Genomic DNA, 22,451 nt, shown 5'->3' on the forward strand with positions numbered 1-22,451 from the left:
ACGCTTTCTGTAAATGCGCACGGCGGCGAGCTTTTCAGCTACGCCGCCGCGGGATGATATATCATTTTGATATCAGTTGCGCGCGATATTGGTGGTCGGCGCCATGGCCAAGGCACGCTTGGCTTCGATGAAGGTCTTGCTCCAGTAGCGATCACCGAGGCTGTCGATGCGCACACCACCGCTGCGGCGGCTGCTGGAGTGGATGAACTGGTTGTCACCCAGGTAGATGCCAGCATGGCTGACACGGCCACGGCCGTTGGTGCTGAAGAACAGCAGATCGCCTGGCTTGAGCTTGTTGCGGGCAACCTTGGGCGCATCGACGTTGATCATTTCGCGGGTCGAGCGCGGCAGGTTCATGCCGGCCTCTTCGCGGAACAGGTAGCCGATGAAACCGCTGCAGTCGAAACCGGAAGCTTCCGAGGTGCCGCCGAAGCGGTAGCGGGTGCCGATCAGCGACATGCCGCGCTCAAGGATACTGTCTGCCAGCACCGGGAGCTGATACGGCTTGCTGCTGGAGAAGGCCTCCAGATCATCTTCAGTGGCCTGCTCTTCTTCGCCGAAAACGGACGAAGGCGAAGCCTTGGCCTTGTTGACCGATTGCGAGGCAATCGGGGTGTGATCCTGTGGCTGGGAATCCGGGCCGTGGGCCGCGCAGCCAAAAAGCAGGGTCACGAGTGCGAGTGGCACGAGGGGTGCGAAGCGCTTCAGCATGGGCACGACCGTGTCTGTAATCCTTTAGAAGGGTGAAACTATGCCCTCTATCATGGCCATTTGCAAATTTTATCGAAAAAGATGTGACTTTTTCGTTTTGCACCTCAGAGCCCAGTGTTTACGGGCGTTACCAGCCGAGGGTTTCCTTCAGGAAGGGGATGGTCAGCTTGCGCTGGGCTTGCAAAGAGGCCTGGTCGAGGCGCTCGAGCAGGTCGAACAGCGCGCTCATGCTGCGCGCGCCACGGGTCAGGATGAAATGGCCGACTTCGTCGGTCAGGTGCAGGCCGCGGCGCGAAGCACGCAATTGCAGGGCGCGCAGCTTGTCTTCGTCGGACAGGCCGCGCATCTGGAAGACCAGCGCCAGGGTCAGCCGTGACTTGAGATCGGGCAGTTTGATCGGCAGTTCGCGAGGTGAAGCGGAGGCCGCCAGCAACAGCCGCCGACCGCTATCGCGCAAGCGGTTGAACAGATGGAACATCGCCTCTTCCCAGTCCGCCTTGCCAGCGATCACGTGCAGGTCGTCGATGCACACCAGTTCGTATTGAGCCAGGTAATCGAGCAGCTCCACGCCGCGATCGAGCAATTGCGCCAGTGGCAAGTACACGGCGGGCTCGCCGCGCTGCTGGAAACGATGGGTGGCCGCCTGCAGCAGGTGGCTGCGGCCAACGCCCTGCTTGCCCCACAGGTAGATGAGGCTCTCGGTCCAGCCAGCGTCGGCTTCGCATAGCCGCTCGACATAGCCCAACGCCGCGGCATTGGCGCCCGGATAGTAGTTGATGAAGGTGGCGTCATCGCGCAGGCGCACACCCAGGGGCAACTGGATCGGTGGTTTCATGCTCGCGGGCGGTCGTCAGGACCGCAGGGGGCCTTTGGTGAACAATGTGCAAAGTCTATACCCGCATTGCAGGGCGCACAATCATGCAGGCGGATAGCGCAAGCAAAATCAACGAGTTGCGCCACTTTGGGGCGACGCAACCCGGTACTCAGGTCACAGATCCGGGTCGACATCCCCGGCATACATGTCCGATTCCTTGTACAGATCATGCACATGCCGCAGCAATACCATGATCACCGCCGCCACCGGCAGCGCCAGCAACACCCCGGTAAAGCCGAACAGTTCGCCACCAGCCAGGATGGCGAAGATCACCGCCACCGGGTGCAGGCCGATGCGATCACCGACCAGCAGCGGGGTCAGGACCATGCCCTCCAGCGCCTGCCCGACCATGAACACGGCAACGATGCCAAGCATCGGGTACAGGTCACCCCCAAACTGGAACAGCCCGGCCACCAGCGCCGCGCCGATGCCAATGATGAAGCCCATGTACGGCACGATGGCCGCCAGGCCCGCGAGCATGCCGATCAGCAGGCCCAGTTCGAGCCCGACCAGCATCAGGCCGGCGGAATAGATGACGCCCAACGCGAGCATCACCATCAGTTGGCCACGGACGAACGCCCCCAGTACTTCATGGCACTCGCCTGCCAGGCCCACCACCTGCGGTTCGCGCTGACGCGGCAGCAGGCCACGCAGCTTGGCCATCATCAGGTCCCAGTCGCGCAGCAGATAGAAGCCCACCACCGGGATCAGCACCATGTTGGCCAGCCAGGCGATCAGCGCCAGGCTCGAGGCAGTGGCATGGGACAACAGCATGCCGACGATGTCGGTGGTCTGGCCCATGTGCTCGCCGATGGCGGCCTTGATCTTGTCGAACTTCCAGAAACCATCGGCCAGGCCCAGACGACCTTGCACCCAGGGCAGCGCCACATGCTCGAGCCAGTCGAGCATTTGTGGCGCCAGCTCGTACAGGCGCAGCAACTGCTTGGCCAGCAGCGGCACCAGCACCAGCAGCAAGGCCAGCAGCACCAGGGTGAACAGGCCAAACACCACCACCACACCCCAGGTACGCGACAGGCCAACGCGCTCCAGACGGTCGACCAGCGGGTCGGCCAGGTAGGCCAACAAGATGCCGACCAGGAACGGGGTAAGGATGTTGTGCAGGCTATAAAGAAGCACGGCGATCAGCAGCGCAGCGCCCCAGCCGATCCAGCGACGCATGTCAGTCATCGATAGCCCCCCTTACCAACGGAATCGCAGGCCGTCGAACGGCTTGGCGGCGACAGGAGCAGGGGCGGCCGCCTGACCCGGAGTAGCACCCGGGGCCGGAGCAGGGATAGCCGGTGCAGGCGGAGCCTGCTCGGGTGGCACTTCCTGCAATTTGGCCAGACCCAGCTGGGCACGCAGTTGCTCGCGATTACCGGTGACCGCATAGGTCAAGGTACCGCCTTCGGCCAGCTGCAGGCGTGGGCCATAAAGCTCCAGCACGCGGCTCAGTTCGGCATAGCGCTGCAGGTTCATGCCTTGCACCTGCAACTGCAACTGGCTGCTGGCACCGGCCTTGACCACATAGCGCGGCGCCAGACGGTTACTGACCGCCAGCATGACGGCGTCCGCCAGGGCCGCCTGGTCAGCGCCTTCGGCGTTGCCCTGCTCACGCTTGTCACCTAGCCACAGCTGCCAAGTACCTTGCCATTTGCCATCGGCTTCATGGGCATGCACCGCCAGCATGGCGTCGGCGCCGTAGCGCTCCGCAGCTTCGCGCAGGGGGGCCGGATCATTGCCTTCGAGCTGCTTGGCGTTGGCCACCAGTTGCTCTTGCAGGTCGGCCAGCGGCAAGCGCAGCGGCAAGCCACGGTGCTGGGCGGCCCGACGCAACGGCTGGGCACTGGCCTGGCCGTCACCGACCAGGTTGCTGCCTTCAGCACTGTCATTGAGCCACCAGCCGAGGATGGAGGGCCGGTTACTGCCCCACAGCGCCAGGCCGGCCTTGCGCAAGGCACGCTCGGTGCTGCCAGGGTCGAATTCGACCAGCACCGACTCCGGCGGCCCGGCCTCGGTGCCGACCTGGTTGATGATTTGTTGCGGGTCCTTGCGCAGGTCGGCCAGCGCCGGGTTCTGCGCCGCCTTGGGGTCACCCGTCAGGCGCAGTACCAAGGTATCGAAGGCCTTGGCAGTGGCTGCGGAGCGGGCTTCAGCGCCCTGCCCTTCGACCGGCTCGCGCACTTGATAGAGCCCGGAGACGGTTTCGGCCTGCGCAGTGAGGCAGGCCAGTGCAAGGCACCCTGCTGCCAGATAATTGAATAGTCGCATGGAGATTCCTGTCCGATTGCGCACGAAGCATGTGGCTTGCAGCTTATACAGAAGGAGGCGCATCAACCACCCACACACCTTTTTCAGCAATTTACCGCCCTGCCCGTCGGCCTGAGGATGGCCGCTGCACGGCAACCCTGATAAAATCGCGCGCCTTCACAGACCACTGACGTTTCAGGCAGCCGCCGCTTCCCAGCCGGCCTTGGCCGTCATGGTCGTTTTTACGAATCCCTCCCTCTTAAAGGCCTGGATCAATGAGCAAGCAACCCTCCCTGAGCTACAAGGACGCCGGTGTAGACATCGACGCCGGCGAAGCACTGGTCGAACGCATCAAGGGCGTGGCAAAACGCACCGCACGCCCTGAAGTCATGGGTGGCCTGGGTGGCTTCGGCGCCCTCTGCGAGATCCCGGCCGGCTACAAGCAGCCGGTGCTGGTCTCCGGCACCGACGGCGTCGGCACCAAGCTGCGCCTGGCACTGAACCTGAACAAGCACGACAGCATCGGCCAGGACCTGGTCGCCATGTGCGTCAACGACCTGGTGGTCTGCGGCGCCGAGCCGCTGTTCTTCCTCGACTACTACGCCACCGGCAAGCTGAATGTCGACGTGGCCGCCACCGTGGTCACCGGCATCGGCGCTGGCTGTGAGCTGGCTGGCTGCTCCCTGGTCGGCGGCGAAACCGCCGAAATGCCGGGCATGTACGAAGGCGAAGACTACGACCTGGCCGGCTTCTGCGTCGGCGTCGTGGAAAAGGCCGAGATCATCGACGGCTCCAAGGTTGCCACCGGTGACGCGCTGATCGCCCTGCCGTCCTCCGGCCCGCACTCCAACGGCTACTCGCTGATCCGCAAGATCCTCGAAGTGTCCGGCACCGACATCGAGAACACCCAGCTCGACGGCAAGCCGCTGACCGACCTGCTGATGGCGCCGACCCGCATCTACGTCAAGCCACTGCTGCAACTGATCAAGAACACTGGCGCAGTCAAGGCCATGGCCCATATCACCGGTGGCGGCCTGCTGGACAACATTCCGCGCGTACTGCCGAAGAACGCCCAGGCCGTGGTTGACGTGGCCAGCTGGCAGCGCCCGGCGGTGTTCGACTTCCTGCAGGAAAAAGGCAACGTCGACGAGCACGAAATGCACCGCGTACTGAACTGCGGCGTTGGCATGGTCATCTGCGTGGCCCAGGACCAGGTCGAAGCGGCCCTGAACGAACTGCGCGCCGCCGGTGAGCAGCCGTGGGTCATCGGCCACATCGCCGAAGCCGCCGAAGGCGCCGCCCAGGTCGAGCTGCAGAACCTCAAGGCACACTGATGCCGAGCAAGCCCTGCAATGTAGTGGTACTGCTGTCGGGTTCCGGCAGCAACCTGCAAGCCTTGATCGACAGTTGCCGTGCGCAGGACAGTCAGGTGCGCATCGCTGCGGTGGTCTCCAACCGCGCCGATGCCTATGGCCTGCAACGGGCCCAGGCGGTCGGTATCGACACCGTGGTGCTCGACCACACCCAGTTCGACGGCCGCGAAGCCTTCGATGCCGCGCTGATGGCGCGTATCGACGGCTTCACCCCGGACCTGGTGGTGCTGGCCGGCTTCATGCGCATCCTCAGTGGCGACTTCGTGCGCCACTACCAAGGCCGCCTGCTCAACATCCACCCGTCGTTGCTGCCCCGCTACAAGGGCCTGCATACCCACCGCCGGGCACTGGAGGCAGGCGACGCCGAGCATGGCTGCAGCGTACACTTCGTCACCGAGGAACTCGATGGCGGGCCTCTGGTCGTACAGGCTGTGGTACCGGTGCTGCCTGACGACACGGTGGAAAGCCTGGCCCAAAGGGTCCACCATCAGGAACACCAGATCTACCCGCTGGCGGTGCACTGGTTTGCCCAAGGGCGTTTGCGCCTGGGTGAACAGGGTGCGTTACTGGATGACCTGCCGCTGCCGGCCAGTGGTCACTTGATCCGACCCTAGGAGAATTTATGCGTCGTGCCCTGCTATTGGCTCTCGCCGTGCTCGCCCTGCCCCTCCAGGCAGCTGACCTCAAGCCCTTCTCGGCCAGCTACACCGCCGACTGGAAGCAACTGCCCATGAGCGGCACCGCCGAGCGCAGCCTGGTCAAAAATGCCAACGGTACCTGGGACCTTAATTTCAAGGCTTCCATGATGATCGCCAGCCTGACCGAGCAAAGCACCCTGCGCATGGACAACGACACCCTGCTGCCGCAGAAGTACCACTTCGAGCGTGGCGGCCTGGGCAAGGCCAAGACCGTCGACCTGACCTTCGACTGGAACGCCAAGAAAATCACCGGAACCGACCGCAAGGACGCCATCAACCTGCCGCTCAATCGCGGTGTGCTGGACAAGTCGTCCTACCAGCTGGCCCTGCAGCACGATGTGGCCGCCGGCAAGAAGAGCATGACCTACCAAGTGGTCGATGGCGACGAGATCGACAACTACGACTTCCGCGTGCTCGGCACCGAGAAGATCACCACCAAGACCGGCAAGGTCGACGCGGTGAAGGTCGAGCGCGTGCGTGCACCTGCTCAGAACAAGCGTGTCACCGAGCTGTGGTTCGCCAAGGACTGGGACTACCTGCTGGTGCAGCTGCGCCAGGTCGAGACCGATGGCAAGGAGTACGTGATCGTGCTGCAGGATGGCACGGTTGACGGCAAGACGGTGAAAGGTAACTGATCCGCTGCAGCCCGCAGTATCCGGAGCCCCGCCCTGTGCGGGGCTTCTTTTTGCCCGGCTTTCATGAAACTTGTTTCATGCCTGTTTTATTTACTTAGCCTGCTAACAAACTCTATAAAGGGGTTGTGCGACACAGTGTCGCAGTCAATTCAAAGCAGTGGAGTTTACCGATGACAGTCCAAGTAACCGAACGCGACGAATCGAAAATGTCCCACGAAGGCCTGGCCGCTGGCGTGCGGATCTGGGATGTGCACCAACAAGGCCAACTGGTCGGCATGTTCCACCAGGAACATGAAGCTCACCAGTACCGGGCAGAGCTCGAAGCGCTGGAAAACCATCGCACCACGCAGTGATCCGCGCCTTACACAGTCTTCCAATAAGAAACCCCGCCTAGGCGGGGTTTTTCGTGTTTACCACATCAGATCGTCAGGGATCTTGTAGGCCGCGTACGGGTCGTCCTCGTCGGCTTCCTCGACATGGGTATTGAGCAGCAGGATGCGGTTCGGGTCGCGCTCCTGGATCTTCACCGCCGCCTCGCGCGGGATCACTTCGTAGCCACCGGCATGCGACACGATGGCCAACGCGCCGTTGCTCAGGCGGGTGCGCATGAGGGCGTTGACGGCAATGCGCTTGACCTTCTTGTCATCGACGAAGTTGTAGTAGTCCTCGGTGGTCAGCTTGGGCAGGCGGGTGGCTTCGATCAACTGCTTGATCTGTGCCACGCGGGCCTTCTGCTCGGCCTTTTCCTGCTGCTGGCGGTTCAGCTCCTGGTCACGCTTGGCCTTCTCGGCCATGGCTTCCTTGGCCATGCGCTGCTGGCTGTCGTCGACCTCGACCTGGCCTTTGTGCTCCATGCGCTTCTGTTTCTTTTCAGCTTTGTTGGTCTGCGAGACCTGTTTCTGGTTGACCAGACCGGCTTTGAGCAATTGGTCGCGAAGGGAAAGGCTCATGAATGTTCACTCACTTATGCAACAGCTCAGCCGCAGCTGGGCAGGTTCTTTTCCTGACGCTTGGCTTCACCCCAAAGGGCGTCCAGCTCGTCAAGGTTACAATGTTCAATCGCCCGGCCGCTGTCGCGCAGTGCCTGCTCGATGAAGCGGAAACGCCGCTCGAACTTGCGGTTGGCGCGGCGCAGGGCGTTTTCCGGGTCTTGCTTGAGGTGGCGGGCCAGGTTCACGGCGGCAAACAGCAGGTCGCCGACTTCATCCTCGAGGGCGTCGGCGTCATTGTCGGCCATGGCCTGCAACACTTCGTCGAGCTCCTCGCGCACCTTGTCCAGCACCGGCAGTGCCGCTGGCCAGTCGAAACCGACGGTGGCCGCACGCTTCTGCAGTTTGGCCGCCCGCGACAGCGCCGGCAATGCCGCCGGTACGTCATCGAGCAGCGACAGTTGTTCAGGGGTGCTTTTCTCGGCGCGCTCCTCGGCCTTGATCTCCTCCCAGCGTGACTTGACCTGAGCCTCGTTCAGGCCGGGGGTGTCCAGCGGTGCGTACAGCTCGCCAGTCGGGAATACGTGGGGGTGACGACGGATCAGCTTGCGGGTGATGCTGTCGACCACGCCATCGAACTCGAAACGCCCTTCTTCCCGGGCCAGCTGGCTGTAGTAGACCACCTGGAACAACAGGTCGCCGAGCTCGCCCTGCAGGTGCTCGAAATCGCCGCGTTCGATGGTGTCGGCGACTTCGTAGGCCTCTTCGATGGTGTGCTGCACGATGCTCGCGTAGTTCTGCTTCAGGTCCCACGGGCAGCCGTACTGCGGGTCGCGCAGGCGGGCCATGAGGTGCAGCAGGTCTTCGAGGGTGTAGGTCATTTAAGCAGGTCCTTCAGTGGCAACTTCTTCGCGGGCAAGCCCGCTCCCACAGGGTTTTGTGCAATTTTCAAGATGTGCACCCTACCTGTGGGAGCGGGCGTGCCCGCGAAGCAGGCGCCGCGGTCTCAAGGGGTACGATTACGCCGCGTTTCGATGATGTTCGGCAACTGCGAAATCCGCCCCAGCAAGCGCCCCAGCGCATCCAGGCCCGGAATCTCGATGGTCAGCGACATCAGCGCAGTGTTGTCTTCCTTGTTCGAGCGGGTGTTGACCGCCAGCACGTTGATCTTCTCGTTGAGCAGCACCTGCGACACGTCGCGCAGCAAGCCTGGGCGGTCATAGGCACGGATGACGATGTCGACCGGGTAGGTCTGCACCGGGATCGGCCCCCAGCTTACCTGGATCATCCGCTCCGGCTCACGCCCGGCCAGTTGCAGCGCCGAGGCGCAGTCCTGGCGGTGGATGCTGACGCCGCGGCCCTGGGTGATGTAGCCGACGATGGCATCGCCCGGCAGCGGCTGGCAGCAGCCGGCCATCTGCGTGAGCAGGTTGCCGACGCCCTGGATCTGGATGTCGCCACGCTTGCCGGTACGCGGGCCGGTAGGCTTGCGCGGCGTCAGCTCGATCTGCTCGATGCGCTCAGGTTCGAGCAGCTGCTGGGCGGCGTTGACCAGGTGCGCCAGGCGCAGGTCACCGGCACCGAGCGAGGCGAACATGTCCTCGGCGGTCTTGACGTTGGTCTTCTCGGCCAGCCGTTCGAAGTCCACTTGCGGCAGGCCCAGGCGGCTGAGTTCGCGTTCGAGCAAGGTCTTGCCGGCAGCGACGTTCTGGTCACGCGCCTGCAGCTTGAACCAGTGGACGATCTTGGCCCGCGCCCGCGAGGTGGTGACATAGCCCAGGTTGGAGTTCAGCCAGTCGCGGCTCGGGTTGCCGTGCTTGCTGGTGATGATCTCCACCTGCTCACCGGTCTGCAGGCTGTAGTTGAGCGGCACGATGCGCCCGTTGATCTTGGCGCCACGGCAGTTGTGGCCGATCTCGGTGTGCACGCGGTAGGCGAAGTCCAGCGGCGTGGCGCCCTTGGGCAGGTCGATGGCGTGGCCATCCGGGGTGAACACGTAGACCCGGTCGGGTTCGATATCGACCCGCAGTTGCTCGGCCAGGCCACCGATGTCGCCCAGCTCTTCATGCCATTCGAGCACCTGGCGCAGCCAGGAGATCTTCTCTTCGTAGTGGTTGGAGCTCGGCTTGACGTCGGTGCCCTTGTAACGCCAGTGGGCGCAGACGCCAAGTTCGGCCTCCTCGTGCATGCCGTGGGTACGGATCTGCACTTCCAGCACCTTGCCCTCGGGGCCGATCACCGCCGTGTGCAGCGAGCGATAGCCGTTTTCCTTGGGGTTGGCGATGTAGTCGTCGAATTCCTTGGGGATGTGCCGCCACAGGGTGTGCACGATACCCAGCGCGGTATAGCAGTCACGCACCTCAGGTACCAGCACGCGCACCGCACGCACGTCGTAGATCTGGCTGAATTCCAGGCCTTTGCGCTGCATCTTGCGCCAGATCGAATAGATGTGTTTCGCCCGACCGCTGATGTCGGCCTTGACCCCGGTGGCCAGCAGTTCGTTCTGCAGCTGGTTCATCACGTCGCTGATGAACCGCTCGCGGTCCAGTCGGCGCTCGTGCAACAGCTTGGCGATCTGCTTGTACTGGTCAGGCTCCAGGTAGCGGAAGGACAGGTCTTCCAGCTCCCATTTGATATGGCCGATGCCCAAGCGGTGGGCCAGCGGCGCATAGATGTCGAACACCTCGCGCGCCACGCGCAGGCGTTTTTCGTCATCGGCAGACTTCACCGCCCGGATCGCACAGGTGCGCTCGGCCAGCTTGATCAGCGCCACACGCACGTCGTCGACCATGGCCACGAGCATCTTGCGCAGGTTCTCGACCTGCGCCTGCGAGCCCAGCACCAGCGACTGGCGCGGGCTGAGGCTGGCACTGATGGCGGCCATGCGCAGCACGCCGTCGATCAGCTTGGACACCACCGGGCCAAAGCGCTGGCCGACTTCGGCCAGGGTCACCTTGCCTTCACGTACCGAGCGATAGATCACCGCAGCGACCAACGAATCCTGGTCGAGCTTGAGGTCGGCGAGGATTTCGGCGATTTCCAGGCCAGCCTGATAACTGGACGTACCATCGGCCCACGAATGCTTCGCCGGGTTGCCCTTCTTTTCGATTTCCTGGGTGAACTCGCAGGCTTCTTTCAGCGCCACGCGATCCAGTGCCGAATCGACGCTCACCACATGATCCAGCCATGCTTCGAGATTGATACTGCCGTCTGTGTTGACCGGCTGGTGCACTCTCACCTGTACCATCTTTGTTTTACCTTTCCATACAGCGCACCACACGGGTGCACTGGCTATCACCGTGCAGCTTCGCTTCCGTGGAAGCCGCACCAAGGGGCCAGTTCGCTAGCCCGCTTCGAATAACGCCATGGCTTCGACATGCGCCGTCTGAGGAAACATGTCGAGAATCCCGGCCCTTTTTAACCGGTACCCCTGGCCGACCAGCACCTGGGCGTCTCGCGCCAGCGTGGCCGGGTTGCACGATACATACACCAAGCGCTTGGCGTTGAGGCGGGCGATGCCTTGCACCACCTCGTATGCACCGTCGCGCGGTGGATCCAAGAGTACCGCAGAAAAGCCCTCGGCGGCCCATCCGGCGCCTGCCAAAGGCTGCGATAAATCGGCCTGAAAAAACGCGGCGTTATGCACATCGTTGTTCCGGGCATTGGCCGCGGCCCGATCGACCATGGCCTGTACACCTTCCACCGCCACCACTTCACGTGCCTGGCGCGCCAGCGGCAGGGCGAAGTTGCCCAGGCCGCAGAACAGGTCCAGCACACGCTCGTCAGCTTGCGGTGCGAGCCAGGCCAAGGCCTGCTCGATCATTGCCGTGTTGACCTGGGCGTTGACCTGGACGAAATCGCCCGGGCGCCAGGCCAGTTCCAGTTGCCAGGGCGCCAGGGCAAAGCCTAGTTTCGCCTCGGCATCCACCGGTGCCGGCTCACCCTCGCCCTGCAGCCAAAGCTGCACCTTGGCCTCGTCACAGAATGCCTGCAGGCGTGCCAGGTCGTCCGCCAGCAGCGGCGCCACATGGCGCACGAGCACGGCTTCGGCGGTGCCACTGAACAGCTCCACATGGCCGATCGCCTGCGGCTTGCTCAGCGAGCGCAGCACGGTCGGCAAGTGGCGAAGAATAGATTGCAAAGGCTGTACCAGCACGGCGCAGTCATCGATGGAGACAATTTCCTGGCTCGCTTCGGCGCGGAAGCCAACATCCAGGTGCTTTGCCTTCACATCCCAACGCACGGCCACCCGCGCCCGGCGCCGGTAGCCGAATTCTGGCCCGCTCAAGGGCGCGGCCCATTCTTCGGGCTGCACGCCGGCCACCCGTTGCAGCTGTTCGGCCAGGGTGCGCTGCTTGAGCGCCAGCTGGGCGTCGTGCGGCAGGTGCTGGAGGTTGCAGCCACCGCAACGCGCGTAGTGGCGGCACGGCGCCTGGCGGCGTTCGGGGCTGGCTTGCAGCACACGCTCAAGGCGCGCCTCGACGACCTTGCCACGGGCATTGAGCACCCGCGCCTCGACCGCTTCACCGGCCAGGGCACCACTGACGAACCAGGTGCGCCCCTCCAGGAAGGCGATGCCACGGCCGTCACCGGCCAGGCGCTCGATATCCAGGCGCTGCTTCTTGCCCACGGGGACCTGGGGCGTACGGTTGCCGCCGGCCGGCTGGAAGCGCAGGCCGCTGTTGCTTTTTTTCTTGGACATTTAGCTCGGGTCGAACAGGCCGGTGGACAGGTAACGGTCGCCGCGGTCACAGATGATCGCGACCATAACGGCGTTCTCCACTTCGCGGGACAGGCGCAGCATGGCTGCCACCGCACCACCGGAAGACACGCCGCAGAAAATGCCCTCTTCGCGCGCGAGGCGGCGAGTGGTGTCCTCGGCCTCCTGCTGGGACATGTCCATCACGCGGTCGACGCGGGTGGCATCGAAGATCTTCGGCAGATACTCCTCGGGCCAGCGGCGGATACCCGGAATGGCCGAGCCTTCCATCGGCTGCAAGCCGACGATCTGCACGTTGGGGTTCTGTTCCTTGAGGTACTGCGAGCAACCCATGATGGTACCGGTGGTACCCATGGAGCTGACGAAATGGGTGATGCTGCCCTGGGTCTGCTGCCAGATTTCCGGGCCGGTGCTGGTGTAGTGGGCGATCGGGTTGTCGCCGTTGGCGAACTGGTCGAGGACCAGGCCGCGGCCTTCGGCCTGCAACTTCTCGGCAAGGTCGCGGGCGCCTTCCATGCCCTCTTCCTTGGTCACCAGGATCAGCTCGGCGCCGTAGGCGGTCATGGCGGCCTTGCGTTCAGCAGTGGAGTTGTCGGGCATGATCAGGATCATCTTGTAACCCTTGATCGCCGCTGCCATCGCCAGGGCGATGCCGGTATTGCCGGAGGTGGCTTCGATCAGGGTGTCGCCTGGCTTGATCTGGCCGCGCAGTTCGGCGCGGGTGATCATCGACAGTGCCGGGCGGTCCTTCACCGAGCCGGCTGGATTGTTACCTTCGAGCTTTAGCAGGAGGGTATTGCTGGTTTCGCCAGCGATGCGCTGCAGGCGAACCAGGGGCGTATTGCCGACGCAATCGGCGATGGTTGGGTACTGCAAGGTCATGGCGTATTTCACAATCCGGACGGCAGGGGTGCCTATCATACCGGCAAACCCTTCCCGGCCATATCACGCAATCTGTGGTCGCTATAGCTACATGTTATAACGGTGTCGCCTTCTTCGCGGGCATGCCCGCTCCCACAGAGACCGCGTAACCCTGTGGGAGCGGGCTCGTCGAGGCGTCGAACCGCCGCGAAGAGGCCGGCACATGAATCGGCAACCTCATGCACAGCCGCAGCCCGCGCTTGCCACTCTCCGCCCACAAGGTCCCGCCCTGACGCTGGATGGCACTGCGGGCAATGCTCAGTCCCAGACCAAAACCGCCATCTCCCGGTCGTGAGCCATCGAGCCGGGAGAACGGTGCAAAGATCCGCTCCAGGTCTTCATCGGCCACACCCCTGCCCTCGTCTTCCAGCCACAAACGCCAATACCCGCCCTCGCGCTGCCCACCCAGCCGCACCAGGCCGTTTTCCGGCGAATGGCGGATGGCATTGCGCAGCATGTTCTCCACGGCCTGGGCCAGGTGGTTGAGGTTGCCCTGCACCCAGCAATTGCCCGGCAGCTCGCAGCGCAAGCGCTCGGCCGACCAGCCACTTTCATAGCTGGCGTCCTCGGCCAGCAGGTCCCACAGTGCCTGGACCTGGATCGGTTCAAGGTTCATCGGCGTACGCTCGGCATCCTGCCAAGCCAGTTGCAACGTGTTTTCGACCAGCTGCTGCATGCAGTCCACCTCACGCCCCAGGCGCTCTCGCAGGCGCGCAAGGTCGGTCTCGCCGTCACAGGCCACGCGCAGGCGACTGAGCGGCGTGCGCATTTCATGGGACAGGTCGCGCAACAGCTGCTGCTGCATCATCACGGTACCTTGCAGGCGCTCGGCCATCTGATCGAAAGCTCGGGCCAGTTCGCCCAGCTCGTCGTGGCGGGCTGTGGTCCGTGAATCCAGGCGGGCCGAAAGCTGGTCGGCACGCCAGGCATTGGCCTGCTCGCGCAGCTGGTTGAGCGGGACGATCAGCATGCGGTACAGGCCGACACACAGCAGCAAGGTAAACAGGCCGGGGATGATGCCGTTGGTGACGATTTGCCAGACCAGCCGGTAATGGCCCGGGTTGAGCCGTTGTGGCAGCTCGATCACCAGCATGCCCTGCTGCGGCGCACCCGGGAACGGAATGCGCAGCCACGGCTGGTCGACGCTGCGCCGGCTCATGGGCCAGTCGACGCCACGCAGGCGGGTGAGCCGCTGCATGATCTCGGGGCCGAGAATGGCGCTGTCCAGTGGCCGCAGATTCAGGTCGAGCACACCGATCCAGCCATGCTCACGCTGGTGCATTCCCGCTACCCAGCGATCCAGCCCTTCGCGCCCACCCGAACGCCAGGCCTTTTCGGCCTCACTGGCATAGTCGCGCAGCACCTGGCGGGCCGGCGGGTCGAGAAAGGCGTTCTGGGTTTCCATATGGCGACCCCAGGTGTAGCTGAGGCCGATCATCAGCAGGCAGAAACCCACCAGCAAGATGGCCAGTTTCCAGAACAGCGAATGGCGATCGAGCATGGTCTACTCCGCTTCGCCAACGCTGAGCACGTAGCCTTTGCCCCACACGGTGCGGACCTCCCGCTCGTGATAGCCGATACTCTTGAGCTTGCGGCGGATCTGACTGACGTGCATGTCGAGGCTGCGGTCGTGTCGCGAGTAACCGCGCTGCAGCACCTGCTGGTAAAGGAAAGGTTTGCTCAGCACTTCATCGACATTGCGGTAGAGAACGTCGAACAGCCGGTATTCGCTGGGGGTCATGCCGGCTAGCTGACCACCCAGGCTGACGTCACACAGGCCTTCGTCGAAATGTAGCGCATCTGCGGCGGCCTCCAGCGGCGGCTGGTGACGCCGCTCAAGGGCGACCCGGCGCAGGATCGCCTCGATCCGCACCTGCAGTTCGGCCATGCTGAAGGGCTTGGGCAGGTAGTCGTCGGCGCCGCGCTGGAAGCCGCTGATGCGGTCGGCCTCGGCGCCCAGCGCCGACATCAGGATCACCGGCGTGGCGCTGCGCTGGCGCAGCCGGGCCAGGGCATCCAGGCCATTGAGGCCAGGCAGCAGGATATCCATCAGCACCACATCGAAGGTTTGCCGACTGGCCGCCTCCAGGCCGTCCAGGCCATTGCGGCACCAGGTGACCAGGAAGCCGCCACGCTGCAACTCTTCATGCAGGTAAGCCCCAAGGACCGGATCGTCCTCGATCGCCAGGATGCGGGATGTGCAATTAGTTACAGGATTCATTGGCAACTGCCATCCATTCTCAGTTGCGCGATTATTGTGCATGCACTCCTTCCAGGCAACCGCCGTGCGACCAATGCCTGGATCAGGCAACGAAATGACATTCAAAGGGTGCATTAGCGCAGCCAGCGGAGTAACTTTCCGCTTTGTTCCGTCGCAGCGACGACGGCGTGCAGGCACATCACAGGAGGCGAGTGTGCTCGATCGTTTGGGAATCAGAAGCCGGGTGCTGCTGCTGGCATTGCTGCCAGCCAGCCTGATGGCACTGGTGCTGGGCAGCTATTTCACCTGGCTGCAGCAAGATCAGTTGCGCACCCAGCTGCTGCAGCGCGGCAAGATGCTCGCCGAGCAGCTGGCGCCGCTGGCCGCACCGGCCCTGGCACGGCAGGCGCCTGCCCAGCTGGAGCGCATCGCCGCGCAGACCCTGGAGCAGGCCGACGTGCGCGCCGTGGCCTTCCTCGCCCCCGACCGTAGCCGCCTGGCCCATGCCGGGCCGAGCATGATCAACCAGGCGCCCAGCGGCGGCACCGGCACACAGTTGCTGCAGCGCACCGGCAACGACGCCACCCGTTACCTGATGCCGGTGTTCGGCCACCACCGCGACCTGGCCACCGATGCCGTACCGGCCGAAGCCGAGCGCCTGCTGGGCTGGGTCGAGATCGAGCTGTCCCACGACGGCACGTTGCTGCGCGGTTACCGCAACCTGTTCACCAGCGTGCTGCTGATCCTCGCCTGCCTGACCCTCAGTGGCTTGCTGGCGATGCGCATGAGCCGCACCATCAACGACCCGATCGCACGCATCAAGCACACCGTAAACCAGCTCAAGGACGGCCACCTCGACGAACGCCTGCCGGCCATGGGCAGCCATGAACTGGACGAACTGGCCCGCGGCATCAACCGTATGGCCGAGACCCTGCACGGCGCCCACGAGGAGCTGCAGCACAGCATCGACCAGGCCACTGAGGATGTTCGCCAGAACCTGGAAACCATCGAGATCCAGAACATCGAGCTGGACATGGCGCGCAAGGAGGCCCTGGAGGCCAGCCGTATCAAGTCGGAGTTCCTGGCCAACATGAGCCACGAGATCCGCACCCCGCTCAACGGCATCCTCGGCTTCACCCACCTGTTGCAAAAGAGCGAGCTGACCCCGCGCCAGCTGGATTACCTGAGCACCATCGAGAAGTCCGCCGACAACCTGCTGGGGATCATCAATGAGATCCTCGACTTCTCCAAGATCGAGGCCGGCAAGCTGGTGCTAGACAGCATCCCGTTCAACCTGCGCGACCTGGTCCAGGACACCTTGACCATCCTCGCCCCCGCCGCCCATGCCAAACAGCTCGAACTGCTCAGCCTGATCTACCGCGACACGCCGACGTCGCTGATCGGCGACCCGTTGCGGCTGAAACAGATCCTCACCAACCTGGTGAGCAACGCGATCAAGTTCACCCGCGAAGGCACCATTGTCGTCAGGGCCATGCTCGAGGACGAACAGGATGACAGCGCCCAGTTGCGCATCAGCGTGCAGGACAGCGGTATCGGCCTGTCGCCACAGGATGTGCGTACCTTGTTCCAGGCGTTCAGCCAGGCCGACAACTCGCTGGCCCGCCAGCCCGGTGGTACCGGCCTGGGGCTGGTGATTTCCAAGCGCCTGATCGAGCAGATGGGCGGTGAGATCGGCGTCGACAGCACGCCGGGCGAAGGCTCGCAGTTCTGGATCAGCTTGAGCCTGCCCAAGGCCCACGACGACATCGAGGAACAACCGCTGCAACCATTGCTGGGGCGCAGGGCGGCCATTGTCGACAGCCATGAGCTGGCGCGCCAGGCCTTGGAGCACCAGCTCGAGGACTGTGGCCTGAGCGTCAGCCTGTTCGCCTCTTACGACCAGTTGCTGCAAGGCGTGCAGGCGGGCTTCCAGGCCGGCTTGCCATTCGAGTTCGCGGTACTTGGCGCCAACCTCGGCACGCTTTCGCCGGAGCAGCTCGGTCAGTACAACCAGCAGCTGGAACGGTTGCACTGCCAGTGCGTGGTGCTGTGCCCGACCACCGAGCAGGCGCTGTACCACCCCTTCCTGCCTAACGGTCATGGCCAGTTGCTGTCCAAACCGACCTGCACGCGCAAGTTGCGCCGCCTGTTGCTGGAGCTGGCGCAACCGCGCCGGCCGCTGGCCGAACCGGCACTGGTCAGCAGCGGCCAACGCCGGGCGAAGATCCTGTGCGTCGACGACAACGCCGCCAACCTGCTGCTGGTGCAGACGCTGCTCGAAGACCTGGGCGCCGAAGTGCTGGCAGTCGACAACGGCCATGCCGCCGTGCACGCGGTACAGGCCGAGCCTTTCGACCTGGTGCTGATGGACGTGCAGATGCCCGGCATGGACGGGCGCGCCTGCACCGAGCAGATCCGCCTGTGGGAAAAGACCCAGAGTGGCAACCCGTTGCCGATCGTCGCCTTGACTGCCCATGCCATGGCCAACGAAAAACGCGCCTTGTTGCACAGCGGCATGGACGATTACCTGACCAAGCCGATCAGTGAGCGACAGTTGGCCCAGGTGGTCATGAAGTGGACCGGGCTGAGCCTGGGCGCATCACCACTGGAGCATGCCAGCGGGCCGCATGGCGATAGCCATGAGCTGCCGGTGCTGGACCCGGACGAAGGCTTGCGCCTGGCCGCTGGCAAGCCGGACCTGGCTGCCGACATGCTGGCCATGCTGCTGGCGTCGCTGGAAAGCGACCGCCAGGCGATTCGCGCAGCGCGCGAGGCGGATGACAGCGCGACGCTGATCGAGCAGGTACACCGGCTCAACGGTGCCTCGCGCTATTGCGGCGTGCCCCAGCTGCGCGCGGCATGTCAGCGCAGCGAGACCCTGCTCAAGCAGGACAGCCCACAGGCAACGCAGGCGCTGGATGAGCTGGATGCAGCGATCAACCGCCTGGCTGCGCAGGCGCGTCTGAGCGCTTGACTGGATATTTTCGGCGCCTGTGAGATCGAGCGCCGCCCGCGCGGCGCATCGCGGGCAAGCCCGCTCCCACATTTGTTTCGGGCCAGTTATTCCTGTGCCGCCAACAGGGTCCGCCCTGGGGCATGACTTTAGACCGATGAAAAGCAGTAGCGCCCACCTCGTTATCGAAGGGAACAAACAAGGCGGTCCCTGTTGGCCTCACAGGAGAGATTGGCCCGAAACAGATGTGGGAGCGGGCTTGCCCGCGATGCGCCGCGCGGGCGGCGCTCGATCTCACAGGCGCCACAAAACCCAAGACATACACTGCAAAGGAACCCCCACCATGCGCGTTCTGTTGTTCAGCAGCCAGCACTACGACCAGGAAAGCTTCACCCAGGCCGCCCAAGGCAGTGCCCTTGACCTGCACTTCCAGCCCACCCGCCTGACGCTCGAAACCGCCGCCCTGGCCCAGGGCTACGAGGTCGTCTGCGCCTTCATCAATGACGAACTCGACGCCCAGGTATTGCAGCGCCTGGCCACTGGCGGCACGCGGCTGATTGCCCTGCGCTCGGCCGGCTACAACCATGTCGACCTGGCCGCCGCTCAGCGCCTTGGCCTGGCAGTGGTGCGCGTGCCGGCCTACTCGCCGCATGCCGTGGCCGAGCACGCCGTGGCCCTGATCCTTGCCCTCAACCGCCGCCTGCATCGGGCCTACAACCGCACCCGCGAAGGTGACTTCACCCTCCACGGGCTGACCGGCTTCGACCTGCATGGCAAAACCGTCGGCGTGGTCGGTACCGGCCAGATCGGCGCCGCCTTCGCCCGTATCATGGCCGGCTTCGGCTGCCAGCTGCTGGCGTATGACCCCTACCCCAACCCGGAGCTGCTGGCCTTGGGGGCCCGCTACCTGGACCTGCCCGAACTGTTGCGCGAGGCGCGAATCATCAGCCTGCACTGCCCGCTGACAGAGCACACCCGGCACCTGATCAATGCGCAGAGCCTGAACCAGTTGCAGCCAGGCGCCATGCTGATCAACACCGGCCGCGGCGCGCTGGTCGACACGCCGGCGCTGATCGATGCCCTGAAAAGCGGCCAGCTCGGCTACCTGGGCCTGGATGTGTATGAAGAGGAAGCCCAGCTCTTTTTCGAGGACCGTTCTGACCTGCCGCTGCAGGATGATGTGCTGGCAAGGTTGCTGACCTTCCCCAACGTGATCATCACCGCGCACCAGGCATTCCTGACCCGCGAAGCACTTGACGCCATCGCCGCCACCACCCTGGACAACATCATCCGCTGGGCGGCGGGTAATCCGCAGAATCTGGTCAGCGGTTGATGCTAGGATACGCGGCATTTCTGGAGGACCCATGGTCGAGCACGATTTCCGCTACACCCTTTTCAACCCGCAACACACCTTGATCGAGTGCCGCGCCCTGGTTCCGGGCCGTTACCAGGTGACCGGCAACGGTGGCTCGATGCACAAAGGCGACGTCCTGATCGTGACCCTCAAGGGCAGCAAGGACCTGGCCATGCGCCTGACCGTGGAGAGCGTGCGCCACCTGATCAACCCACGCGGCCAGTGGGTGGCCGTGGCCAGCGGCCCGGTGTTCAATGAGCTGGAAATTCTCACCTGGAAGGTCGAGTGCGACAGTTGCGACGCGGTGCTGGACTTCGAGTTCGCCGTCGACGCCAAACTTGGCAAGGCAGCCCGTCAGCCGGCCGCCAGCGCCCGTATCGCCGAACTGGGCTGGGCCAGCCGTGGCGACAAGCACCTGTGCCCGCGTTGCCAGGAGAGCGCCGAGTGAAGAATCTGCTGACCGGCGTGCTGATTGCCACCGGCCTGCTCGGCTGTGCTGCCGAACCTTCGAAGCTGCAGCAGGAACGCAGCTACGTACTGGAGTGGATCGGCGAGCGTCCGCTGATCGACTACAGCCACCTGACCCTGACCCTGGCCAGCGATGGCCGCGCCTACGGCAATGCCGGCTGCAACCACTGGTTTGCGCCGTATACGCTGGACGGTGAACACCTGAGCTTCGGCAAGGTCGGCAAGACCCGCAAGCTGTGTGCCCCGGCGTTGATGGAGCAGGAAAAGCGCTTCCTGCAGGCGCTGGAAACGGTGCAGCGCTGGGATGTGTCGCCCGTCGAGCAGATGCGCTTCTGGCCGGCCGAAGGCAAGCCACTGCGCTTCTGGCCTGAAGAAGGCTGAGAATGTTTGGGGCCGCATTGCGGCCCCAAATGCATCAGGCGCCTTTGAGCGCCTTGATCTTGGCTTGCAGCCCTTCCAGGGTCTGTTCGCCCAGCAGTTGCTCGCGCACCTTGCCCTTGTCATCGATGATGTAGGTCACCGGCAGCGCCTCGCTGCGTGGCAGGTCATAACGCTCGGCCGGGTCCTGCGCCAGCACGGTGAAGCCGATGCCCAAGGCTTCCGCTGCCTGCTTCAGTTCCGGGCCCTGCAGGCCATCGAAGTTCACCCCGACCACCTTGATGCCATCAGCCGCCCATTGTTTGGCCGCCTGGTTCAGTTCAGGTACCTCGGTACGGCACGGGCCACACCATTCGGCCCAGTAATTGAGCACTACCCAGTGCCCGTCGATCTGTTCCGCCTTTACCGTCTTGCCATCTTGGTCCACGCCGTAATCGGCACCGCAACCACCGAGCAACAGGCTCGCGGTGATGGCCAGTACTGCTGCCAGACGCCTTGCCATGGGTCAATCCTTCTCGAAGTTTCAAGCAAATAGGTCAGTCGCTGCGGTTAGAATAGCCGCCACACCCAGCTGGATGCGACCCGACATGACTGACTTGACGCTCTATCATAACCCGCGCTGCTCGAAATCCCGCGGCGCGCTGGAACTGCTTGAACAACGCGGCCTGGCACCGACCATCGTGCGCTACCTGGAAACCCCGCCCGACGCCGCCACCCTCAAGGCCCTGCTCGGCAAGCTGGGCATCGCCCCACGCCAGCTGCTGCGCACCGGCGAAGACGAATACAAGTCCCTTGACCTGGCAAACCCGGCTTTGAGCGACGCGCAACTGATCGACGCGATGGTAAACAACCCCAAGCTGATCGAACGACCGATCCTGATCGCCGGTGACAAGGCTGTGATCGGCCGCCCGCCGGAGAAGGTGCTGGAGATCCTGCCGTGAGTGCGCCTTACATCCTGGTGCTGTATTACAGCCGTCACGGCTCGACCAGCGAGATGGCCCGGCACATCGCCCGCGGCATCGAGCTGGCCGGCATGGAAGCGCGCCTGCGCACGGTGCCGGCAATTTCCACCGAGTGCGAAGCGGTGGCCCCGGATATCCCGGCCAGCGGCGCGCTGTACGCCACCCTCGACGACCTGCGCCACTGCGCCGGCCTGGTGCTGGGCAGCCCGACCCGCTTTGGCAACATGGCCGCACCGCTGAAGTACTTCCTCGATGGCACCAGCAGCCTGTGGCTGGGTGGCGAACTGGTCGGCAAACCGGCTGGCGTGTTCACCTCCACCGCCAGCCTGCACGGCGGCCAGGAGACCACCCTGCTGTCGATGATGCTGCCGCTGATGCACCACGGCATGCTGGTGATGGGCCTGCCTTACAGTGAATCGGCACTGCTGGAGACCCGTGGTGGCGGCACCCCTTACGGCGCCAGCCACCATGCCGGTGCCGATGGCAAGCGTGAGCTGGACCAACACGAGATCGCTTTGTGCCGCGCCCTTGGCCAACGCCTGGCGACCACGGCCAAGGCCCTGGAGGCCGCGCGTGGCTAAAAAGCCCAAGGTATTGCCACCACTCGAATGGCTGGCACCGCGCCTGCGCCTGACGCGGGCGCTGAGCCTGGCGTTCTTCTTTGGCCTGATCGCACTGCTGGTGGTGAACAACCTGTGGTTCGCCAACCTGCATGGGGCGCGGGTCGAGGTGATCCTGGCGATCGAGTTGGTGCCACTGCTGTTGCTGCTGCCGGGCATGCTGATGGGCAGTGCCCGGGCGCATGCCTGGACCTGCTTCGTGGTGAATATCTATTTCATCAAGGGCGTGCTGGCGGCGTTCGACCCGGCGCGTGCAGTGTTTGGCTGGGTGGAAGTGCTGGTGAGCCTGGGGTTGTTCATTGCCGGGCTGCTGTATGTGCGCTGGAAATTCCAGTTCGAGCGGCGCATGGCGGGCGAAGGCAGCTAGCTTCTTCGCGGGCAAGCCCGCTCCCACAGAGACAGCGC

The 22,451-nt window shown here is 64.0% G+C and carries 23 protein-coding genes; 11 read left to right on the forward strand and 12 right to left on the reverse strand.

Going from position 1 to position 22,451, the window contains the following annotated elements:
• Window positions 1-72 precede the first annotated feature (72 nt).
• The 4 genes from N430_RS21155 to N430_RS21170 form a co-directional block, all read right to left on the reverse strand.
• On the reverse strand, window positions 73-711 hold the full coding sequence (locus N430_RS21155) for a C40 family peptidase (protein WP_110638802.1): 639 nt from the start codon (window positions 709-711) through the stop codon (window positions 73-75).
• Between the two features lie 127 nt (window positions 712-838).
• Window positions 839-1,546, reverse strand: coding sequence for a DnaA regulatory inactivator Hda (hda, locus tag N430_RS21160; protein WP_003252443.1), 708 nt, complete (start codon window positions 1,544-1,546; stop codon window positions 839-841).
• 153 nt (window positions 1,547-1,699) lie between these two features.
• A complete protein-coding gene (locus N430_RS21165) occupies window positions 1,700-2,773 on the reverse strand; it encodes an AI-2E family transporter (protein WP_103449510.1) in 1,074 nt (357 codons plus the stop codon).
• A gap of 12 nt (window positions 2,774-2,785) precedes the next feature.
• Window positions 2,786-3,856 carry a DUF2066 domain-containing protein gene (locus N430_RS21170; protein ID WP_110638803.1) on the reverse strand — a complete coding sequence of 357 codons (1,071 nt, stop codon included), beginning with the start codon at window positions 3,854-3,856 and terminating at the stop codon, window positions 2,786-2,788.
• Window positions 3,857-4,110: 254 nt separating this feature from the next.
• Between N430_RS21170 and purM the strand changes: the two genes are divergently transcribed.
• The 4 genes from purM to N430_RS21190 all read left to right on the forward strand — a co-directional run bounded on the left by purM (window position 4,111) and on the right by N430_RS21190 (window position 6,894).
• The gene (gene purM / locus N430_RS21175; protein ID WP_027918086.1) at window positions 4,111-5,169 is read left to right on the forward strand and encodes a phosphoribosylformylglycinamidine cyclo-ligase; all 1,059 of its coding nucleotides are present in this window, start codon (window positions 4,111-4,113) and stop codon (window positions 5,167-5,169) included.
• Complete coding sequence (gene purN / locus N430_RS21180; protein ID WP_110638804.1) at window positions 5,169-5,822, forward strand: phosphoribosylglycinamide formyltransferase; 654 nt, start codon at window positions 5,169-5,171, stop codon at window positions 5,820-5,822. The genes purM and purN overlap by 1 nt, the downstream gene beginning before the upstream one ends.
• A gap of 8 nt (window positions 5,823-5,830) precedes the next feature.
• Complete coding sequence (locus N430_RS21185) at window positions 5,831-6,541, forward strand: DUF3108 domain-containing protein (RefSeq protein ID WP_110638805.1); 711 nt, start codon at window positions 5,831-5,833, stop codon at window positions 6,539-6,541.
• A gap of 170 nt (window positions 6,542-6,711) precedes the next feature.
• A complete protein-coding gene (locus N430_RS21190) occupies window positions 6,712-6,894 on the forward strand; it encodes a hypothetical protein (RefSeq protein ID WP_110638806.1) in 183 nt (60 codons plus the stop codon).
• 57 nt (window positions 6,895-6,951) lie between these two features.
• Here the strand turns inward: N430_RS21190 and N430_RS21195 are convergent, their stop codons facing one another.
• The 7 genes from N430_RS21195 to N430_RS21225 form a co-directional block, all read right to left on the reverse strand.
• Window positions 6,952-7,491, reverse strand: coding sequence for a DUF2058 domain-containing protein (locus N430_RS21195; protein WP_110638807.1), 540 nt, complete (start codon window positions 7,489-7,491; stop codon window positions 6,952-6,954).
• A 26-nt stretch (window positions 7,492-7,517) separates the two neighbouring features.
• A complete protein-coding gene (gene mazG, locus N430_RS21200; protein WP_110638808.1) occupies window positions 7,518-8,351 on the reverse strand; it encodes a nucleoside triphosphate pyrophosphohydrolase in 834 nt (277 codons plus the stop codon).
• Window positions 8,352-8,476: 125 nt separating this feature from the next.
• Window positions 8,477-10,717, reverse strand: a complete 2,241-nt coding sequence (gene relA / locus N430_RS21205; protein ID WP_110638809.1) for a GTP diphosphokinase — start codon at window positions 10,715-10,717, stop codon at window positions 8,477-8,479.
• Between the two features lie 96 nt (window positions 10,718-10,813).
• Complete coding sequence (rlmD, locus tag N430_RS21210) at window positions 10,814-12,172, reverse strand: 23S rRNA (uracil(1939)-C(5))-methyltransferase RlmD (RefSeq protein ID WP_110638810.1); 1,359 nt, start codon at window positions 12,170-12,172, stop codon at window positions 10,814-10,816.
• Window positions 12,173-13,072 (reverse strand): cysteine synthase CysM, encoded by a 900-nt coding sequence (cysM, locus tag N430_RS21215; RefSeq protein WP_054885560.1) that lies wholly within the window; start codon window positions 13,070-13,072, stop codon window positions 12,173-12,175.
• Window positions 13,073-13,166: 94 nt separating this feature from the next.
• Window positions 13,167-14,612, reverse strand: coding sequence for a sensor histidine kinase (locus N430_RS21220; RefSeq protein WP_110638811.1), 1,446 nt, complete (start codon window positions 14,610-14,612; stop codon window positions 13,167-13,169).
• Window positions 14,613-14,615: 3 nt separating this feature from the next.
• The gene (locus N430_RS21225) at window positions 14,616-15,332 is read right to left on the reverse strand and encodes a response regulator transcription factor (protein ID WP_110638812.1); all 717 of its coding nucleotides are present in this window, start codon (window positions 15,330-15,332) and stop codon (window positions 14,616-14,618) included.
• Window positions 15,333-15,525: 193 nt separating this feature from the next.
• Between N430_RS21225 and N430_RS21230 the strand changes: the two genes are divergently transcribed.
• The 4 genes from N430_RS21230 to N430_RS21245 all read left to right on the forward strand — a co-directional run bounded on the left by N430_RS21230 (window position 15,526) and on the right by N430_RS21245 (window position 20,467).
• Window positions 15,526-18,285 carry a response regulator gene (locus tag N430_RS21230; protein WP_110638813.1) on the forward strand — a complete coding sequence of 920 codons (2,760 nt, stop codon included), beginning with the start codon at window positions 15,526-15,528 and terminating at the stop codon, window positions 18,283-18,285.
• A gap of 322 nt (window positions 18,286-18,607) precedes the next feature.
• Entirely contained in the window at window positions 18,608-19,597 is a 990-nt protein-coding gene (locus N430_RS21235; RefSeq protein ID WP_110638814.1) for a 2-hydroxyacid dehydrogenase, read from the forward strand.
• 31 nt (window positions 19,598-19,628) lie between these two features.
• Window positions 19,629-20,066 carry a hypothetical protein gene (locus N430_RS21240; protein ID WP_079226860.1) on the forward strand — a complete coding sequence of 146 codons (438 nt, stop codon included), beginning with the start codon at window positions 19,629-19,631 and terminating at the stop codon, window positions 20,064-20,066.
• Window positions 20,063-20,467: an META domain-containing protein gene (locus N430_RS21245; RefSeq protein ID WP_110638815.1), complete on the forward strand. Its 405-nt coding sequence runs from the start codon at window positions 20,063-20,065 to the stop codon at window positions 20,465-20,467. The genes N430_RS21240 and N430_RS21245 overlap by 4 nt, the downstream gene beginning before the upstream one ends.
• Before the next feature lie 34 nt (window positions 20,468-20,501).
• Here the strand turns inward: N430_RS21245 and N430_RS21250 are convergent, their stop codons facing one another.
• Complete coding sequence (locus N430_RS21250; protein WP_110638816.1) at window positions 20,502-20,966, reverse strand: TlpA disulfide reductase family protein; 465 nt, start codon at window positions 20,964-20,966, stop codon at window positions 20,502-20,504.
• Between the two features lie 85 nt (window positions 20,967-21,051).
• Between N430_RS21250 and arsC the strand changes: the two genes are divergently transcribed.
• The 3 genes from arsC to N430_RS21265 are packed head-to-tail and all read left to right on the forward strand — an operon-like array spanning window position 21,052 to window position 22,413.
• Window positions 21,052-21,405 carry an arsenate reductase (glutaredoxin) gene (gene arsC / locus N430_RS21255; RefSeq protein WP_110638817.1) on the forward strand — a complete coding sequence of 118 codons (354 nt, stop codon included), beginning with the start codon at window positions 21,052-21,054 and terminating at the stop codon, window positions 21,403-21,405.
• Window positions 21,402-22,007 (forward strand): NAD(P)H:quinone oxidoreductase, encoded by a 606-nt coding sequence (gene wrbA / locus N430_RS21260; protein ID WP_016501124.1) that lies wholly within the window; start codon window positions 21,402-21,404, stop codon window positions 22,005-22,007. Before arsC ends, wrbA begins: the two co-directional genes overlap by 4 nt.
• A complete protein-coding gene (locus N430_RS21265) occupies window positions 22,000-22,413 on the forward strand; it encodes a DUF2069 domain-containing protein (RefSeq protein WP_110638818.1) in 414 nt (137 codons plus the stop codon). The genes wrbA and N430_RS21265 overlap by 8 nt, the downstream gene beginning before the upstream one ends.
• Window positions 22,414-22,451 lie beyond the last annotated feature (38 nt).

It is taken from the genome of Pseudomonas sp. CC120222-01a (genome assembly GCF_003097235.1).
In the GTDB taxonomy this organism is placed as follows: domain Bacteria; phylum Pseudomonadota; class Gammaproteobacteria; order Pseudomonadales; family Pseudomonadaceae; genus Aquipseudomonas.

Excerpts from the sequence above, each read along its gene's own strand:
- N430_RS21165 (WP_103449510.1), bottom strand. The coding sequence starts at position 2,773 with ATGACTGACATGCGTCGCTGGATCGGCTGGGGCGCTGCGCTGCTGATC.
- hda (WP_003252443.1), bottom strand. The coding sequence starts at position 1,546 with ATGAAACCACCGATCCAGTTGCCCCTGGGTGTGCGCCTGCGCGATGAC.
- mazG (WP_110638808.1), bottom strand. The coding sequence starts at position 8,351 with ATGACCTACACCCTCGAAGACCTGCTGCACCTCATGGCCCGCCTGCGC.
- N430_RS21220 (WP_110638811.1), bottom strand. The coding sequence starts at position 14,612 with ATGCTCGATCGCCATTCGCTGTTCTGGAAACTGGCCATCTTGCTGGTG.
- N430_RS21250 (WP_110638816.1), bottom strand. The coding sequence starts at position 20,966 with ATGGCAAGGCGTCTGGCAGCAGTACTGGCCATCACCGCGAGCCTGTTG.
- N430_RS21235 (WP_110638814.1), top strand. The coding sequence starts at position 18,608 with ATGCGCGTTCTGTTGTTCAGCAGCCAGCACTACGACCAGGAAAGCTTC.
- N430_RS21195 (WP_110638807.1), bottom strand. The coding sequence starts at position 7,491 with ATGAGCCTTTCCCTTCGCGACCAATTGCTCAAAGCCGGTCTGGTCAAC.
- relA (WP_110638809.1), bottom strand. The coding sequence starts at position 10,717 with ATGGTACAGGTGAGAGTGCACCAGCCGGTCAACACAGACGGCAGTATC.
- cysM (WP_054885560.1), bottom strand. The coding sequence starts at position 13,072 with ATGACCTTGCAGTACCCAACCATCGCCGATTGCGTCGGCAATACGCCC.
- N430_RS21240 (WP_079226860.1), top strand. The coding sequence starts at position 19,629 with ATGGTCGAGCACGATTTCCGCTACACCCTTTTCAACCCGCAACACACC.
- purM (WP_027918086.1), top strand. The coding sequence starts at position 4,111 with ATGAGCAAGCAACCCTCCCTGAGCTACAAGGACGCCGGTGTAGACATC.
- arsC (WP_110638817.1), top strand. The coding sequence starts at position 21,052 with ATGACTGACTTGACGCTCTATCATAACCCGCGCTGCTCGAAATCCCGC.
- purN (WP_110638804.1), top strand. The coding sequence starts at position 5,169 with ATGCCGAGCAAGCCCTGCAATGTAGTGGTACTGCTGTCGGGTTCCGGC.
- N430_RS21170 (WP_110638803.1), bottom strand. The coding sequence starts at position 3,856 with ATGCGACTATTCAATTATCTGGCAGCAGGGTGCCTTGCACTGGCCTGC.
- N430_RS21155 (WP_110638802.1), bottom strand. The coding sequence starts at position 711 with ATGCTGAAGCGCTTCGCACCCCTCGTGCCACTCGCACTCGTGACCCTG.
- N430_RS21190 (WP_110638806.1), top strand. The coding sequence starts at position 6,712 with ATGACAGTCCAAGTAACCGAACGCGACGAATCGAAAATGTCCCACGAA.
- rlmD (WP_110638810.1), bottom strand. The coding sequence starts at position 12,172 with ATGTCCAAGAAAAAAAGCAACAGCGGCCTGCGCTTCCAGCCGGCCGGC.
- N430_RS21225 (WP_110638812.1), bottom strand. The coding sequence starts at position 15,332 with ATGAATCCTGTAACTAATTGCACATCCCGCATCCTGGCGATCGAGGAC.
- N430_RS21185 (WP_110638805.1), top strand. The coding sequence starts at position 5,831 with ATGCGTCGTGCCCTGCTATTGGCTCTCGCCGTGCTCGCCCTGCCCCTC.